This window comes from Paenibacillus ferrarius (assembly GCF_002027705.1).
GTDB classification, from domain to species: Bacteria; Bacillota; Bacilli; order Paenibacillales; family NBRC-103111; genus Paenibacillus_E; species Paenibacillus_E ferrarius.
In genome coordinates this window covers 29,039-45,567 of record NZ_MBTG01000012.1, presented here as the reverse complement: position 1 = coordinate 45,567, position 16,529 = coordinate 29,039, and the positions used below count along the sequence as shown (strand labels likewise).

16 protein-coding genes are annotated in these 16,529 nt (G+C 44.1%); 4 read left to right on the top strand and 12 right to left on the bottom strand.

The genetic code is table 11. From position 1 onward, the window contains the following. Positions 1–35: 35 nt before the first annotated feature. The gene (locus BC351_RS13465; protein ID WP_244208988.1) at positions 36–266 is read left to right on the top strand and encodes a hypothetical protein; all 231 of its coding nucleotides are present in this window, start codon (positions 36–38) and stop codon (positions 264–266) included. Positions 267–321: 55 nt separating this feature from the next. Here the strand turns inward: BC351_RS13465 and BC351_RS13460 are convergent, their stop codons facing one another. Beyond that, entirely contained in the window at positions 322–2,568 is a 2,247-nt protein-coding gene (locus BC351_RS13460; protein ID WP_079412786.1) for a PAS domain S-box protein, read from the bottom strand. A 197-nt stretch (positions 2,569–2,765) separates the two neighbouring features. On the opposite strand from BC351_RS13460, the gene BC351_RS13455 reads away from it, so the two are divergent. Further along, positions 2,766–3,698, top strand: coding sequence for a zinc dependent phospholipase C family protein (locus BC351_RS13455; protein ID WP_079412784.1), 933 nt, complete (start codon positions 2,766–2,768; stop codon positions 3,696–3,698). On the opposite strand, the gene BC351_RS13450 is transcribed toward BC351_RS13455, so the two are convergent. From BC351_RS13450 to BC351_RS13435, 4 genes are read right to left on the bottom strand one after another with little or no spacing between them, the layout of a single operon-like run. Beyond that, complete coding sequence (locus BC351_RS13450) at positions 3,695–5,389, bottom strand: M3 family oligoendopeptidase (protein WP_079412782.1); 1,695 nt, start codon at positions 5,387–5,389, stop codon at positions 3,695–3,697. The genes BC351_RS13455 and BC351_RS13450 overlap by 4 nt on opposite strands. A 24-nt stretch (positions 5,390–5,413) precedes the next feature. Next, a complete protein-coding gene (locus BC351_RS13445; RefSeq protein ID WP_079412780.1) occupies positions 5,414–5,719 on the bottom strand; it encodes a YciI family protein in 306 nt (101 codons plus the stop codon). Then, complete coding sequence (locus tag BC351_RS13440; RefSeq protein ID WP_079412778.1) at positions 5,712–6,419, bottom strand: uracil-DNA glycosylase; 708 nt, start codon at positions 6,417–6,419, stop codon at positions 5,712–5,714. The genes BC351_RS13445 and BC351_RS13440 overlap by 8 nt, the downstream gene beginning before the upstream one ends. Before the next feature lie 14 nt (positions 6,420–6,433). Then, positions 6,434–8,689 carry a type IA DNA topoisomerase gene (locus BC351_RS13435; RefSeq protein ID WP_079412776.1) on the bottom strand — a complete coding sequence of 752 codons (2,256 nt, stop codon included), beginning with the start codon at positions 8,687–8,689 and terminating at the stop codon, positions 6,434–6,436. 272 nt (positions 8,690–8,961) lie between these two features. Between BC351_RS13435 and BC351_RS13430 the strand changes: the two genes are divergently transcribed. Beyond that, positions 8,962–10,005 carry a glycosyltransferase family 4 protein gene (locus BC351_RS13430; RefSeq protein WP_158082076.1) on the top strand — a complete coding sequence of 348 codons (1,044 nt, stop codon included), beginning with the start codon at positions 8,962–8,964 and terminating at the stop codon, positions 10,003–10,005. Positions 10,006–10,064: 59 nt separating this feature from the next. Here the strand turns inward: BC351_RS13430 and BC351_RS13425 are convergent, their stop codons facing one another. After that, positions 10,065–10,670 (bottom strand): DedA family protein, encoded by a 606-nt coding sequence (locus tag BC351_RS13425; protein WP_079412772.1) that lies wholly within the window; start codon positions 10,668–10,670, stop codon positions 10,065–10,067. Positions 10,671–10,943: 273 nt separating this feature from the next. Here BC351_RS13425 and BC351_RS13420 point away from each other — a divergent pair, with 273 nt between their 5' ends. Next, complete coding sequence (locus BC351_RS13420) at positions 10,944–11,450, top strand: C40 family peptidase (protein WP_079413546.1); 507 nt, start codon at positions 10,944–10,946, stop codon at positions 11,448–11,450. A 65-nt stretch (positions 11,451–11,515) separates the two neighbouring features. On the opposite strand, the gene BC351_RS13415 is transcribed toward BC351_RS13420, so the two are convergent. The 6 genes from BC351_RS13415 to BC351_RS13390 are packed head-to-tail and all read right to left on the bottom strand — an operon-like array spanning position 11,516 to position 16,519. Next, positions 11,516–11,695 (bottom strand): hypothetical protein, encoded by a 180-nt coding sequence (locus BC351_RS13415; RefSeq protein ID WP_079412770.1) that lies wholly within the window; start codon positions 11,693–11,695, stop codon positions 11,516–11,518. Positions 11,696–11,715: 20 nt separating this feature from the next. Next, positions 11,716–12,834 carry an MGDG synthase family glycosyltransferase gene (locus BC351_RS13410; protein WP_158082075.1) on the bottom strand — a complete coding sequence of 373 codons (1,119 nt, stop codon included), beginning with the start codon at positions 12,832–12,834 and terminating at the stop codon, positions 11,716–11,718. A gap of 31 nt (positions 12,835–12,865) precedes the next feature. Further along, a complete protein-coding gene (locus tag BC351_RS13405; protein WP_079412766.1) occupies positions 12,866–13,552 on the bottom strand; it encodes a response regulator transcription factor in 687 nt (228 codons plus the stop codon). Further along, positions 13,549–15,027 (bottom strand): sensor histidine kinase, encoded by a 1,479-nt coding sequence (locus tag BC351_RS13400; protein WP_079412764.1) that lies wholly within the window; start codon positions 15,025–15,027, stop codon positions 13,549–13,551. The genes BC351_RS13405 and BC351_RS13400 overlap by 4 nt, the downstream gene beginning before the upstream one ends. A gap of 15 nt (positions 15,028–15,042) precedes the next feature. Beyond that, the gene (locus BC351_RS13395) at positions 15,043–15,789 is read right to left on the bottom strand and encodes an ABC transporter permease (RefSeq protein WP_079412762.1); all 747 of its coding nucleotides are present in this window, start codon (positions 15,787–15,789) and stop codon (positions 15,043–15,045) included. After that, positions 15,782–16,519 (bottom strand): ABC transporter ATP-binding protein, encoded by a 738-nt coding sequence (locus BC351_RS13390; RefSeq protein WP_079412760.1) that lies wholly within the window; start codon positions 16,517–16,519, stop codon positions 15,782–15,784. Before BC351_RS13390 ends, BC351_RS13395 begins: the two co-directional genes overlap by 8 nt. Between the last annotated feature and the right edge of the window lie 10 nt (positions 16,520–16,529).

Sequence of the window (16,529 nt, the reverse complement as noted above, 5' to 3'; positions counted from 1 at the left end):
CAACTTCATCAAAAAAAATAGACAGAGGTGTGAAGATGATTTACGGAACTAAACTACTGGATACAGATATAGAGATATTCATTGCAGCTCTCTCCAAAACACCAGTCTATGTTTGGTCGTTAGATCCATTAGGCGTTTATTATCAGGTAAATTCGGGGATTATCGTCAAATATACACCTGATGCAGTACGAATTCATAATGAACAAGATCCTCAAATCACACAATGGTATTCCAGAGAATCAAATGAATTTAGCATTAATTTCTAACATAAGAAACCGCCTTTCCTGTTCTCAGGTCAGGCGGTTTTTTGGCATTTGCACCTTAAGGCATATCAATTCTATCTTGATCATCTGGTTGGAGCGGCAAAAACACATCAATAATCGTGCCTTCACCCAGTTGGCTTTGAATCGTCATCGTCCCTTTATGGGCTTCGACGATTTTGAAACACATCATTAATCCAAGCCCTGTCCCTTTTTCCTTCGTTGTATAGAAGGGTTCCCCTAACTGTTTAAGCCTCTCCTCCGGAATACCACAGCCGTTATCCACAGTTCGGATTCGAATCAGATCACTTTCCTGGATCGAAACCGTCAATTTAATCTGCCCATCCTTCGGAATAGCCTCCATTGCATTTTTAACCAGATTAATAAATAATTGCTTCAAGTGCATCTCAGAGCAAATCAATTCCGGAATCTCTGACTCAAACTCCAAGACCAACTCCACATCACAAAGCACGGCTTGCGTATCCAATAAGGCGATCACGGTTTGTAAAATCTCTTTCAAGTCGCTCTTTTTATAATGAATCGCTTCCGGTTTAGCTATGACGAGAAATTCACTGACAATGAAATTGATCCGATCCAACTCGGAGAGCATAATGTCAAAATAATGCTGTTTTCCCTTCATATCGTTCTGCAGAAGCTGCAGAAAGCCGCGCAGGGAAGTAAGCGGATTGCGAATTTCATGAGCAAGTCCTGCCGCTAATTGGCCGGCAACAGAAAGCTTATCCGACTTTCGCAGCAATTCCTCCGTGCGTTTCCGCTCCGTAATATCACGCGTAATTCCAGCGAATCCGATGATCTCGCCCTTTTCATTCTTCCTTGGCGTTTTGGTCACACTGACATGGACGAGCTGACCATCCTTGCGCAAACGGACCGTTTCCAACCCGGAAATTTGCTTGCCGGCTTTCAGCATCTCATAAATTTCTTTGCGCTGTTCCTCCAGAAACTCTGGATAGATCGGCAAAGTTTGACCCAGCAGCTCATCTTGGTTCCAGCCAAAAATATGCTCATAGGCCGCATTCACAGAAATTACGCAGGAATGCAAATCAAGAACACAAATCGCATCTGTTGTATTATTAATGAATGATTCCAGAAGCTCCTTGGTTTCCCTGAGCTCTGTCTCCATCTGTTTGCGTTCTGTGATATCTACACATGAGCCGATCACTTCAATGACGCGCCCTTGTTCAAATATGGGCCTCAAGGAGGTTAGATAAGTAATCCCTCGAAAGGTCGTTTCATAGAGTACATTTTCATCGCCATTCCATGCCATTCTATAATATCTTTCAATATTCGCAGCCATTTCATATGGCCAAATTTGAAACAAATCATTGCCGATAATTTGGGACGGCTTATTGCCCAGTCGATAAAGAAGCTCCCCATCACATAACGTATGGATGAAGTTCCCGCGCATATATCTGAATTTCATCGTCATCCCTTGTTGTCTGCGGACAGTATCATGCAGATCCTGCTGCGCAATTCTAAGCGATTCGCGATCCAGATTGTGCTGGGTAATATCCCTGGCTATGAGATAGACGCCTTCGAACGTTCCATCCACAATAATAGGCACATTTTTCAAGCCTAGTTCTATTTTGTCCCCATTTTTGTGGGAAACCTTAAGCATGTAATTATCTGCTTGCAGGATTAGATTATCCGTTGAGCTTTCAATCAGACTCTCTTCGCCCCAGAAGTGGTTGATGGACAATCCAAGCATTTCCGATTCCAAATACCCCAGAATTCGTTCCATGGCGGGATTCACACTTTTGATCCAACCATCCAAGTCACAGGTTAGAATCCCTGCCGGATTATGTTCAATTAGGGATTTATAGCGCTGTTCGCTTTCAGCAAGCTTTTGTTCCATTTCCGATTTCGTAGGCAGTGCTTTGAGTTGAAAGATATAGTAAAGTGGTTGGTTATATGCGTCTCTTGCCAACGAAATTCCGCATTCCACGTCCAGAAGCGTATTATCCTTCTGCTTCATTCGCTTGTCGAATTGAGCAGAACGAATTTCACCAGACAGCAATTGAGCGTTGATTCCCCGCATTTTCACAATTTCTTCAGGCAGAAATAGGTCATTAAGATCCCTGTATAATAATTCATCCTCGGAATAACCTGACAGCTGACATAGACTAGGGTTGACCCTGATCCATCGTCCTTGAAGTGAAACAAGTGCCATTCCAACCGTACTAAATTCAAAGACTGAAGCAAACGAAGGTTCCGTACTCGAAAACAGACCCTGAATATTGTCTGGATCTGCACTGCGCATTACATTCAGCGGATTATTGACCATATTCATTCTATATCTCCCATCTTAAAAGTGCATTGGATGGTTTCCATCACCGACTGTTTGAATTCGACGATTTGCAGATTATTCCTGCCTTAGTAAGAGTTGGATCTGAAATTGTTCATGAAATGTGACCTCAAGTTTCCTTGATATGTTAAAATGTAAGGGCTCTATCCCATCAACTCGTCTATTTAGGGAGGAATATCGGTTTGCCTAATATTTGGACTCATCTTATTTTTGGTCAAGAATTGATGAAACAACTGGGCCATGCCCCCATGCTGAATGATAAGCAATTGCGGAACCTATTTTCACTTGGATGTCAGGGGCCTGATTTCCTGTTCTATCATAACTATTTGCCTTGGAAAAAGGACAAAAAAATGAATGAGCTAGGGAGTCTGATGCATACGCAGCAGTGCGGCCCTTTTATTGAAGATTTGCTCCGCCAAGTGGGAGGAAGAGGCTTATATAATCCCGCTGTCGTATATGTGCTTGGATTCGTGACACACCATATTCTAGACCGCAACATGCATCCCTATGTCTTCTATAAATCCGGCTTCAAGAAATGGGATCACCAACGGTTTGAAATTATTATGGACACCCTGATTGTACGCAAAAAATTAGGCTTGCAGACTTGGAAAACGCCTGTGTGGAAAGAAATTTATGTAGGCGAGACGCTCCCGCTTGGCATCGTACCCGCACTCGCTCATGCAGCTGCCAACCAGTACAAGGACCATGTCGCAGCTATATCTGACCAAGATTGGAACGATGCTTACCTTGATATGATTCGAGCGCAGCGGCTGTTTCACGATCCTAAAGGCATAAAACGCATCCTAACCTTCGGTCAAATATCCCCGCTGGTCTATACCAAACATCCGGCTCCACTCGATTATTTGAACGAAGCCCAGACGGTTTGGCATTGTCCTACCTCTGAGGAGGAAACGTACACCTACAGCATTTGGGACTTATGGGATATCGCCCTCAAAGATGGCATGCGTGTGCTTCAAGCGGCCATAAAGGCTTTGCAAAGCGGCTCTTCAGAAGATCACCACATATTCCATGACATGCTTGGCAATCGCTCTTATGAAACCGGCAAAGCCTGTGACAGCGGACTGAAGATCACGTATGTGAAGCCCATGATTTAAAGGCTTTTGTCATCAATCTGATCAAGCCAGGATTCTATTTGACCAATGACTGACGCTACGCAGCCGTCTTTAAAAGGAGAAATCAGCTGAGCGACTTCAACCAGCTCCGTGAAATTTCGGCTTCCTCCCTGCTGGCATAGACGCAAGTAATCTTGCCAAGCTAGTGCCGGATTCTCATTTGCTCTTTTCCAGAACTGAAACGCGCACACTTGAGCCAAGGTGTAGTCGATGTAATAGAAAGGGCTCTTGAAGATGTGCTGCTGCTGATGCCAGAAGCCGCCTCTCTCCAAATAATCATTATCCGCGTATTCACGGTGCGGCAAATATTTGCGCTCAACCTCACGCCAAACCTGCTTCCGCTCTGCTGGAGTCAGATCCGGTTGTTCATAAACGCGATGCTGGAATTCATCAACGGCAACCCCATACGGGATGAACAGAAGCGATTCGCTCAGATGTTTAAATTTATATTTATCCGTTTCGTCTTCGAAGAACAAGGACATCCATGGCCAAGCAAGAAACTCCATACTCATCGAATGAATTTCGCACGCTTCCAAGGTTGGAAACGTATATTCCGGCACTTGGAATTCGCGGCTGCTGAAGCCTTGAAAAGCGTGGCCGACTTCATGCGTCAGCACATCAATATCACCGGAAGTACCGTTAAAGTTGGAGAAAATATACGGAGCTTTGTAACTGCTAATATACGAACAATAGCCGCCGACGCGTTTCCCCTTCTTAGCCACCAAGTCCATCAAGCCATTCTCAATCATGAAAGTAAAGAACTCATTCGTTTCAGGTGAAAGCTCTGCGTACATGTGCCTTGCTTGCTGCACAATCCAGTCAGCATCGCCTTTGGGGGTGGCATTTCCTGTAGGAAAGCCAAACTTGTCATCATAATAATGAAGCGTTTCAACACCAATTCTTGCTTTCTGACGCTCCTTCAGCTTCGTTGCTGCAGGCACAATGTGTTCAAGCACCTGATCACGGAACGCTTCCACGTCTTTGGCATTGTAATCCGAGCGGTTCAATCGCGCATAAGCCAGCTCTACAAAATTGGCATATCCCAGCTTCTTGGCAATGACGGTACGTATTTTGACTAATTGATCGTACAGTTCGTCCAATTTGGCTTCATTTTCAATAAAGAAACTATATTTCACATCATTCGCTGCTTTGCGCACGTTTCGGTCTGTCGCTAGCTGAAAAGGAACCAATTGCGATAAATTTCTTTCTTCACCTTCAAAAACAAGCTTGGCCGAAGCTAGCAATTTGGAATATTCACTAGCCAATTTGTTCTCTTGTACAAGATCATCGACAATTTCAGGTGAGAACGTTTTCAATGCCAAAGAGGCTATTGTAAACAACTGCTTGCCCCATTTATTCTCAAGTTCGCTGCGATAGGTGGAATGAATCAGTGCTTGATAGAATTCCGTAATCAACCCCTGGTACAGCGGCTCGATTTCATCCAGAAACTCTTGTTCCGCTTTGTAGAATTCATCCGTTGTATCTACACTGTGACGAATTCTTGCTATTGACTCCATGGATTCAAGCTCGCTGCGAAGCTGAACGATAGCTTCCATGGCTTGATCTTGCTCTAGGAAGGAGGAAGATTGCCGGAAATGTGCCAATAGCTCCTTAAACTTGGTTTCAAACGCCTTAAAATCAGGTCTCTCATACGTAAAGTCTTGAAATTTCATTTGAATCTCTCCTTTATATGTATTTCACATCACGGCAATCCGATATGGATACAACTCGCTTATCATCAGCTGACTGGAGACAGCAGGGTCTTGTTCCATAATCAGTCTAGCTTCTAATTCATTATCCACCCTGAGGATCACGATGCCAAATGTTTTTTCGTCATATGTTTCTGTACGTCCAGCCAAAATAAGCTCTCCCGCCTCTTTCAATTGCAAGAGGTACTGAAAGTGTTCTTCGACAATCGTATTTTCTCTGTCTGTCCATGTGCTGCGATCTACATAAGCAGGTTGTAATCGGATGACATATATAAACTCTTGTTTGTCACTCATGGTTCCCGCTCCTTGGTGATAAATTTGGAATTTGCCAATCAATTTCGGCAACTTTCCATTTTCTTAAATAGGCATTCGCCTTTGAATAAGGTTTGCTGCCAAAAAATCCGCGATACGATGACAGCGGACTAGGGTGAACGGATTTGATAATAGCATGCTTAGTCGTGTCGATGAGGCGTTCCTTGGCCTGCGCATGACTCCCCCAAAGAATAAAAATAACGGGCTGCTCCCGCTCGCTCAAGGCACGAATGACAGTGTCTGTAAATGTCTCCCAGCCTTTTCCTTTGTGAGAATTCGCCATTTCCGCCCGCACCGTCAATACCGTGTTCAGCAATAAGACACCTTGGTCCGCCCATTTCTTCAGATAGCCGTTATCCGGGATCTCACAGCCAAGATCGGACTGCAATTCTTTATACATATTCTGTAAAGAGGGTGGGATTGTTATTCCTGGTTTAACGGAAAAACTGAGGCCATGGGCTTGGCCTCTTCCGTGATAGGGATCTTGCCCCAAAATAACGACTTTGGTCGAGGCGTAGGAAGTAAGGTGCAAGGCACTATAAATGTCTGGTAGTTCAGGGTAAACCGTTAAGGTCTGGTATTCCTCTATCAGAAATTGCTTCAAATCTTGGAAATATGGCTTCTCGAATTCAGCGCCTGCGATAGCAGCCCAATCGTTCGATAAGCTAGTTAACTCATTCATTCGTTCGCCTCCGCTCATTCCGTCTCGGTTCCAAGCTCGCCGGTATCGATGTTCTTCAATATAATTCGACCGTCCGCCGCGGTTCCATCCGGTAGCACGAGCTTGAGCTTCGTCGTCTTCCCTTTATTCACGAGTGCCTGCACTTGTGCATCCGTTAGATTCCGGCCAAAGCTTTCCTTCCAGATGACGAATTTACAGCCTTCTTTGTAGTGCGAGCAGCCATACCCTTTGCGCCCCATGAAAAGAGAGCCGCCACATCCTGGTCTCGGGCAAGTTGCAAGGAAGGAACTCGCGCCATCCGCTGGTTTGACAGAGGGCTCCTTTTTCCTTGCTGCCGCTTTCTTGGCAGTCCCCTCCGGCGAAGTCGAATTCGACCTCGCAGCTCCACGTTTCGCTGGAGTGGCAGAAGGCGTCTCGCCTTCGAAAGCAGTCTTCAAGGCTCTTGCTTGCCCGCGAACTTTATCGACAATCAAAGTTGCAAACTTTTTGACATTCAGCATGAACTGCTCGTCCGACGCGGTACCGCGGGAGATTTCATTCAATCTGCGCTCCCATTGCCCCGTCATTTCCGGAGAAGTCAGAAGCTCAATACCCGCGCCGCGAATCAGCTCTACGGCTGTCCGCCCCTTCTGGGTAAGGAGAATCTTCTTGCCTTGCATATCAATGTAGCCGACTTTCTTCAGTCTCTCGATGGTTGCCGCGCGTGTTGCCGGCGTACCAAGCCCAGAATCCTTCATCGCATCGCGAAGCTCTTCATCCTCAATCTGCTTGCCTGCGCTCTCCATCGCTTTGAGCAATGTGCCTTCATTGAAATGCTTGGGCGGCTGCGTATCTTTCTCCTTCACAATCGCATCGTGGCAAATGACATTCCCTTGCGAATCCAACGAGAAGGGCTCGCTTACTTCCACTTCTTCGTCTTCTTCCTCTTCCTTGTCTTTGCCTTTCACAGCTTTCGGCTTGTCTTTTTTCTGATCAGCGTAGATGACCTTCCAGCCTAGATCGAGCAATTCCTTAACTGTAGTCTTAAACATCTCTTGCTCAACTTCCGTCATCACCGTATGAACCTTATACTCAGCGGGAGGATAAAATTGCGATAAGAACCGCCGTACGATCAAATCGTACAACTTCTGCTCATCAGGACTTAAACCGGATGCTTTGCGATTCGTTGGAAGGATAGCATGGTGATCCTCTACCTTGGTTGGATTACAAATGAATTTATTGTTCTTATGCACCAGGTTGCGGTTGGCGCCTTGCACAAGCTCGTGGTAAACCGTCCCTTGCAGCGCAGACAGCGACTTGTGCATCTCCGGAATATTTTGCTCCGTCACGTAGTTGGAATTCGTTCTCGGATAGGAAATAACCTTATGCTTCTCATAAAGGGCTTGAGCGGTGTCGAGCGTCTTTTTCGCGGAGAAGGCGTATTTCCCATTCGCTTCACGCTGCAGCAGTGTCAAATCATACAATTTGAAAGGATATTCCTTCGTATCTTTGACTTCGTAGGACTGAATACGCGCTGGTTTACCTTTGACCTTGGCTGCAAGCGCCTCAACCTTAGGCTGATCCGTCAATCTCTCCCCTTGCCACATCCCTTTGTAGAGTGTGTCTCCCTGGGTGAAATGCCCTTCCAGCTCATAGAATTTCAGCGATGAGAACGCCTCGATCTGCTTCTGCCGATCATAGATAAGCGCAAGAACAGGTGTCTGAACACGGCCGACAGACAGCAGCACATTATGCTTCGTCGTGAAGGCGCGCGATCCATTCATACCGATCAGCCAGTCCGCTTCACTTCGCGAGCGGGCAGCTCGTGTCAAATTCTCGTACTCTGCGCCGTCCTTCAACGTGGCAAAGCCATTACGGATCGTCTCTGATGTTAGATCCGATATCCACAGTCTTTTGACCGGCTGGGTAAGCTTGAGATGCCGCTGGATGAGCGAAAAGATATGCTGCCCTTCCCGCCCGGCATCGCAGGCATTGACAAGCTGATCACATTGCTTGGCCAGCTCAGCGATAACTTTCAGCTGATCATACGTTCGCGGATTGGGAATCAGCTTGAATTCCTCCGGAATGATCGGCAAATGGTTGATATTCCACTTTTTATATTTATCATCATATTTATCCGGCTCAGCCAGCTCAATTAAATGTCCGATTGCCCAGGTGATGATATACTGCTCACCTTCCAAATAGGACCTGAGATTCTTGGCTTTGGGTTCTATTGCGGCGGCTATATTTCGCCCCATATCAGGTTTTTCCGCAATAATTAAAGTCTTCAAAAGAAAATCGCTCCTTAATCAATCGTTGTATTCAATCTTTCTAGATAAATCGGAATCTGTTGACTCAGTTTATCCCACTTTATAACTGGCTGCAATATGGAAGCAGCTGAAAATAATAATTTCCTGACTAGACTTTACTCCAAGTCCTATCGTTTTCTTTGAATATGATAACTGGAAACACCATTTGAAACCAAGAGGTGAGCACTGAAAATATGCATATTCTCATTATAGCACCTGAGCAAATTCCCGTACCTCCTCCTTATGGAGGCTCCGTGGAACATTGTATTTATCAAATAGCTCGAAAGATTTCCTCCAGACATAAAGTAACCATCGTCAGCAAGCTGCGGGCAAACTTTCCTAAGAAGAGCACGCTAGGACATATCACCATTCATCGTGTACCCGGCGGCAATAAACAAACCTATTTATCTAATGTGCTGAAAATGGTCAAAGGCCATCATTACGATATCATTCAAATCGATAATCGTCCAAGATTCGTGCCAGCCGTGAGAAGAGCCTTCCCTCATACGGCCATTTCCGTTTTTTTGCATTCAACTACCTTCATCTCTGCGCCTATGACTTCCAGGAAACAAGCTGCAAGTGATCTTAGCAGCGCAAATTTCATTGTCGGAAACAGCCTTTCTTTGCAAAATCATTTGAAACGAACGTTCCCAAACATTCGTCACAAGGTTCGATACGTTCATCTTGGCGTTGAACTCAATCAATTCCGGCCTGGTCTGGCTAGGACCAGAAGCAAGCACCACCCCTTCATCATTCTTTTTGCAGGCAGGCTCATTCCTCGCAAAGGAATACCGGTGCTCATGAGAGCCACTCAAATTATAAGAAGAACCGTTCCTTCCGCAAGACTTCATATTGCCGGCGGGACGGGTAAGCCCAGCTACAAGAAACAGCTGCAACAACTCGCCGCCTCACTCCGAATTCCAGTGACCTTCAAGGGGAACATTTCACGCCGTCAAATGCCGCAATTCTACCGGTCCGGGGATTGCTTTGTGTGCCCGTCTCAGGGTCATGAAGCGTTTGGCTTAGTCAATGTGGAGGCTATGGCTTCAGGGCTCCCTACAGTCGCTTCTCGAAACGGAGGCATCCCGGAAATTATTCGTCATGCGTCTAATGGACTCTTAGTAACCAATTACCGAAGCCCTGCGGCTTTTGCCAAAGAAATCATTCAGATCGCCACCGATTCGTCCAAAGCCAAAAGATTGGCCAAACAAGCCAGGATCGATGTGACGAGAAGATTCAGCTGGCGAGCCACGGCTAGCAAATTAGAAACGATTTATGCTTCCAAGTCCTCTAGGTAGATCAGACAAAAAAACCTCGAAACCCCACTGATTAATTGGGCTTCGAGGTTTTATTCTATCTATGAAGCAACGCGTCTTTGCCGAACTAATCGCTTAGCTCCTATCCAACCAAGGACGAGCACGCCCGCAACAATAATCAAGCCTAATGGATGATGGAAATGGATTGATAGGTGATGCCAAGCTTTACCCAGCTTCTGACCCAGAAGAACAATAACCAAAATCCAAGCCAAGGCGCCAAAGTAAGAGACCGCTATGAATTTAGCGAAACGCATCTTGGTAGCACCTGCAATGAACGGGGCTGCATGACGCAGTCCTGCTACATAGAAGCCAACTAAGAGAAGAATGGCTCCATGCTTTTGAACATATTCCGCCCAAGTGTCCAATCGCTTCTCTGACAGCTTGATCCACTTGGTCACTTTGCTGATTCTTTGGAGGCCTATTCGTTGACCAAGCACGTAATTAAGTGTCATCCCGGCGCAAGCACCAAGCCAAGCAAATCCAATGATCCCTTCCATCTGAAGATTTGCTTTTACTGCGATATATCCAGCACCTAATAGAATAATCTCAATGGGGAGCGGTAGGCCGACGATGCCTACAAAAAGCAAGACAACGATAGATGCATATCCGTAATGCGTAATTAACATGATCATCGAATGTTGATTCATTGATACTCACCTGCCTTGTATTGATCGTACCATAGGAATGGAAGAAGAGCATGAGAGGAGGATTAGAAACGAAAAGAATTTGCATATTCCAGAAAGTCAAGGTTTTAAACCCGATAAAATTCTCATCGTTTTCTAATAATCCGGCCTTAACTCAGAATAGGACTAGCTTTCAGCCATGATTGGTAATCATTAGGCGGCTCTAGGCATGTTAAGGTTATCTCAGGTGGAAGCCTAAAACACGATCCTTAAGGAGGATATCCAATCATGAATATCATGACGAAGAGTCGCCTGAAAAAATCGCTATTAGGAATTACACTTAGTGTATCCTTAATTACTTCAATTAACCTAATCGCGATACCGCAATCCGCACATGCTGCAAGCAGTGATTCAACATCAGTTTCAACAACGGCTTCTAGCAAGGCAAAATCCATCATTTCGACTGGTAAACAATATCTAGGTGTACGCTATCAATTTGGGGCCACGAAAGATCGGACTACGTCCTTTGATTGCTCATCTTTTACTCAATTTATTTATGAGAAGAACGGCATTACGCTGCCGCGTTCATCCAAAGAGCAATCGCAAACTGGCACCTTTGTAGCCAAAAATCAGCTTCAACCTGGGGACCTTGTCTTCTTCTATTCACCTATTCATCATGTAGGTATTTATATAGGCAACGGCAAGATCATGCATACGTATGGCAGTCCAGGTGTAACCATTTCTGATATCACTTCAGGCTGGTGGAGCGACCATTACAAAACAGCTAGACGTGTGATTAACTAAGTTGAAGCTCAGCAAAAGACCTCCTTTCAGATAACCATTCTGAAGGAGGTCTTTTTTTATACATATTAAATTGCTTTGCTCTCTTCATGTTCGCCTCTTTTTCCGGGAATAATAAGAATATGGTCCAAAATGAATTGCTTTTCCACCAATGTCAAATCAGATTGCAGGATTAACTTGACTATTTTTTCTTCTAAGTGACTAATTGATTCCAAGAATTCATCGAATTCTTCACTTTTCGCCATCATTCATCTCACGCCTCTCATTATTAAATAGATATCGGAACTTGCTGATGAATTCTTTGCAAAATATCATTCACGATATGAGAAGCTGCTTGATGGTGCTGCAATCCTATCATGCGTTCCCTTACTTCATCATACAAACGTGGATGAGTCATAAATTCGTTAATTTTTTTTGTTAATTCTCCCATATTCGATGAAACTGAAGCAACACCGCGGCTGGAAAGATACAAAGCATTTTCCTTTTCTTGCCCCGCGTATGGTTTATATATGAAAATAGGAAGCTGCAAGGCAATGGCTTCAGTTAGAGTTAAACCTCCAGCCTTCGTTACAATGCACGTAGCCCTGGACATCCATTCATGCATATTATCAACAAAACCTAAAATGGTCACATCTGTATAAGCAGCAAAATGTTCTTCAAGCCTCAGCTTGATCTTCTCATTATTTCGGCCGCAGACAACAACGATTTGACATTGACTTACTCCCACTAATCCGTGCAGCAATTCCTCCAAATAACTAATAACGCCTTGATCTGAGGCCATTATTAAGATCATTTTCTTATGTTGTATTTGTTGAGCATCCGGGCCCTTAGAGAACTCTTGACGCAGCGGGATGCCAGTCACCTCAACGCGCTCTTTGCTGAAACCTTTGAAAATGATTTGCCGCTTTAATTCTTCTGTCGCTACATAGTACTTATCCACCTTCGGATGCAGCCAACTGGCATGTAGAGCATAGTCTGTAAGCACCGTGAAATTCGTAATTCCCAATGAACTGCATACTTCTGGTGAGGCACCGAACGGAAACGTATTGACAACGACATCTGGACGCTCTTGATGAATAAGCTCCTTCAGCTTCTTTTGTCCCAAATAGGTCATGGATCTCTGAAATAAAGCGGTTCGTTTCGTATCGCGAGTTAAATAGTAGCTCCACCCATAATAGTCAAGACCCAACCTTGAACTTGTGGTACTTTTGTTAATCAGCGAGGCTGTGAGCAAATGAATGAAAGGATGCCCTTCCTTCATAAGATTGACAATTTTAACATTGTCTACACCTTGTTTTAGAAATTGCTGCTGTAGTGCTTTAGAGGCTTGAACATGTCCATTACCATAGCTTTCGGTAAGAATTAATATACGAGGATTCATATTCATACTTAAGATAACCTCCATTCCATGCTTTGTACTAAATCCGAAAACGATACCCAGCTCCCCATACCGTTTCGATGTATTGCGAGTTGGACGGATCAATTTCGATCTTTTCTCTTAACTTACGGATATGAACCGTAACCGTTTGTGAATCACCTGTCGCATCATATCCCCAAATTCGTTCAAACAGGTGATCCTTGCTAAACACGCGATTCGGATTATTGGCGAGAAAATAGAGCAAATCAAATTCCTTCGTAGTTAAGTTCATTTCTTGCTGGTGGACAAAGACGCGGCGGGAACTGTTGTCAATAAGAAGTCCCTGAATTCGAATTTCATCCTTATGTTCTTTGGTGCCAATCAAACGCTCATAACGCGTTAAATGGGCTTTGACCCTTGCAACAAGCTCCCCAGGCTTGAACGGCTTCGTAATATAGTCATCCGCTCCAAGTCCAAGTCCACGGATGACATCAATATCCTCTTTTTTGGCCGTAACCATCAATATCGGAATTTGATGCTTCTCACGTATTTGCTTGCAGACTTCAAAGCCATTCAGCAAAGGCAGCATGACATCAAGAATAATTAAATCATAATCGCCACGAAGACCCAGCTTCAGTCCTTGCTCTCCATCTGTCGCAATATCCACTTTAAAACCGTTTACTTCCAAGTAATCTCGCTCAAGCTCAGCAATGAGCTGCTCATCTTCTACAATAAGTATATGTTTCATTCATACCCACCATCTTTGTGCCTTCTTTGCGGCAAGTTTATCGTCATACAAGTTCCTTCTCCCTTCCTACTAGTTGCTCCGATAGTTCCACCATGCCCTTCTATCATTTGCTTCGAGATTGCCAACCCCAGCCCACTTCCACCATGATGAGAGTTTCTAGATGGGTCTGCCCGGTAAAAACGATCAAAAATATGGGGCAAAGCTTCAGCATCCACTCCTGCACCGTTATCCGTAATTTCAATGACAACACGCGCCCCTGCCAATCTGGCATGCAAAGAAATAGTTTTCTCTGATTTGTTCATATATTTCAAGCAATTATCCAGGATGTTAGAAAATACGCGCCTCATTTTGTCTCGATCAATCGAGACTTGAACCTGCTGTGGTAGAACGATATCCGATTTATAGTGAACGCCTTTTTTGCCAAGTTCAAAATCAAGCTCATCTGACCAATCAGCTAAAAAAGATGCGAAATCTACGACTTCAAAATTAAAAGGTACTCGTTTTAAATCTAATTTGGAATATAGAAATAATTCATCAATTAAATGATCCATTTCTTCCGCTTTAGATGAAATGATATCAATATATTTTTGCTTTTTATCCGCGGTATCGGCAATTCCGTCACCTAATCCGTCTACATACCCTCTAATGGCTGTAAGCGGAGTCCGAATGTCATGGGAAATATTTGAAATCAGTTCTTTTCGGTTTTCCTCATATTGTACTTGCGTTTGAATGGATTCTAGCAGTTGTTTGCGCATTTGCTCGAAGGCGATGCTCAGCTGCCCAATTTCATCCTTGCTTGTAATCTGAACTTGAAAGTCAAGATCACCTGATTGAATCCGCTTCATCGCATTCTTGAGCTTCCGAAGTGGATTGATAATGCTTTTGGAAACAAAATAAGTTAGCAAGGTATGCGTTACAACCAGAATGATAAGCAAAATAATAAAAAGGATAGGGAAAAATTTCTGTGTAAAATTAACTAATGGATTTATCGTCGTGATAACGAAGATGCTCCCTGTATGCTGCTCGGGATAATTAAAATCAAACGAATTGATCTCAAGTAATTCTTTGCCATATCGTTTGGCATCTTCACGTTCCGGATGTCCGGGATGCTTGAATGGAGGCAGCTGCTGGAGTACGTCAGAATCTTTCAAAGCAGGTGAAACATACACCAGCGCATTATCCTTGCGAACAACCAGCTTCGAGTTATTGAGTTGAAGTTCTTGATCTATGTCTGCTATATAGGTCAAGTCTACTAAGATGGACGGATTTTTCTCCGAAGTTCGCTTCAATTCTTTGAATGTATGCTCCACATTCTGATTTTCGAACAAGCCGACACCTGAACGCAATTGCTCTCGAATGCTTTGGAAATCCCCTCGAAAAACAACAACAAGCAGCATAGCCGTGATGATCATCATAATGAGTGGAATAAGCAGCATAGCCGCATATGAATACAATAATTTTAGCCGAATAGACATGTGCAGACCCCGTTTTTATACTTCTTTTCTATCAAATTTATAGTAACCTAGTGCCCAAAACAACATACAACTTGAAATTAAGAAAAGTGATGTCGTCAATAATTTAGCCATGGGAACCGTCTGACTTAACCATAACATATGCCAATCTGTATAGGATGCGGGTGAGAAAGCGGCAACAGAACTTAACAAGAATGGCGCAACTTTGGCGGCAGCGTATAAGACTAGCGAAAAGACCATAAAGCTGCTGGCACTTTTGAAAAACTGTGAAACAAAAACAAACAATGCCGACAAGGCTACCATGGAGACGAAAGCAGCCATATAGGCTTTCACCATTCCAAACGAATCCGTAAAGCCCGCCGTTGTTCCCGTGAAAAGGTTGCAAATGAAAGTCACAAGACCAAGTATCATCAGGATACCGGCAATTCCTGTGCTTAAAGCAGCAATTTTCGTACCAAATACTTGAAACCTTGAATTCGGACGAAGTAACGCCAGCTTCAACGTTCTGGCACTAACTTCATTAGGGAACAAATCCCCCGTAATTGTCAACATAAATAATGGAATCCAAATACTTGTGTAAATCGTCAGCATTTCGATCGGGAAAGATTGGCTGACAGCAATTAATCCCAAAAGAGGCTGTAATGCCTTCAGAGAGATAGCAAGCAAGATCGGCAAGATCGCTGAAAAAACGGCGAACATGACGACTTTCTTCCGATAGAACAAGAGATAAAGTTCATTTAAGTAACCAGCTCGCCATCTATGCACAATCTTCGTCCTCCTTAGAAAGCTGAAGTTCATCGATATAGAACTGCTCTAATGACTGATTGTTTTGCAGCAATTCAGAAACGTATCCTTCCTTTTTCAAATGCCCCTCCACAACAATCCCGACTCGATTGCATAACTGTTCCAATTCGTGGATCATATGGCTCGAAATAATAAATGATGTCCCCTTCTCTTCCGACAGCTGTGTAATCAACTTTCGAAACATGACCGTTCCTTCAATATCCAACCCATTCGTCGGCTCATCAAGGATAACAAGCTTTGGTTCAGGCAAGATTGCCGCGGCAAGTGCTAATTTTTGTTTCATTCCTGTTGAAAAGCCCTTGATCTTCTCTTTACGAACCTTATGCAAGCCTACAAGCTCTAACACCTCTTCCATATGCTTTGGGGTAACAGACGGATAGAAGCGGGCTACTAGCTCTAAATACTGCCGAGCACTAAGAAAATCATGAAAATCGGCAGATTCAATCATGCTGCCAACATGCTCCATGCCAAGTTCGAAATGATCGGCTAAGTTGTTCCCAAACAAGGTAACACTGCCTTGATCCGGCCGAATTAAGCCCGTTATTAACTTAAGAAACGTCGTTTTCCCTGCACCGTTTGGTCCCAGAAGACCATATACATCGCCAGCATGCAATTGCAGGCTGATTTCACGAATTCCGCGTTTATTGTTGTATATTTTGCTCAAATGAGCTGTTTCTAATATGGTGTTCATGGCAACTCCC

Bases quoted from the DNA above. Each gene is read 5' to 3' on its own strand.
- BC351_RS13420 (WP_079413546.1), top strand. From the start codon at position 10,944: ATGACGAAGAGTCGCCTGAAAAAATCGCTATTAGGAATTACACTTAGT.
- BC351_RS13445 (WP_079412780.1), bottom strand. From the start codon at position 5,719: ATGAGTGACAAACAAGAGTTTATATATGTCATCCGATTACAACCTGCT.
- BC351_RS13450 (WP_079412782.1), bottom strand. From the start codon at position 5,389: ATGAAATTTCAAGACTTTACGTATGAGAGACCTGATTTTAAGGCGTTT.
- BC351_RS13400 (WP_079412764.1), bottom strand. From the start codon at position 15,027: ATGTCTATTCGGCTAAAATTATTGTATTCATATGCGGCTATGCTGCTT.
- BC351_RS13390 (WP_079412760.1), bottom strand. From the start codon at position 16,519: ATGAACACCATATTAGAAACAGCTCATTTGAGCAAAATATACAACAAT.
- BC351_RS13465 (WP_244208988.1), top strand. From the start codon at position 36: ATGATTTACGGAACTAAACTACTGGATACAGATATAGAGATATTCATT.
- BC351_RS13410 (WP_158082075.1), bottom strand. From the start codon at position 12,834: ATGAATATGAATCCTCGTATATTAATTCTTACCGAAAGCTATGGTAAT.
- BC351_RS13405 (WP_079412766.1), bottom strand. From the start codon at position 13,552: ATGAAACATATACTTATTGTAGAAGATGAGCAGCTCATTGCTGAGCTT.
- BC351_RS13460 (WP_079412786.1), bottom strand. From the start codon at position 2,568: ATGAATATGGTCAATAATCCGCTGAATGTAATGCGCAGTGCAGATCCA.
- BC351_RS13425 (WP_079412772.1), bottom strand. From the start codon at position 10,670: ATGAATCAACATTCGATGATCATGTTAATTACGCATTACGGATATGCA.
- BC351_RS13415 (WP_079412770.1), bottom strand. From the start codon at position 11,695: ATGATGGCGAAAAGTGAAGAATTCGATGAATTCTTGGAATCAATTAGT.
- BC351_RS13440 (WP_079412778.1), bottom strand. From the start codon at position 6,419: ATGAATGAGTTAACTAGCTTATCGAACGATTGGGCTGCTATCGCAGGC.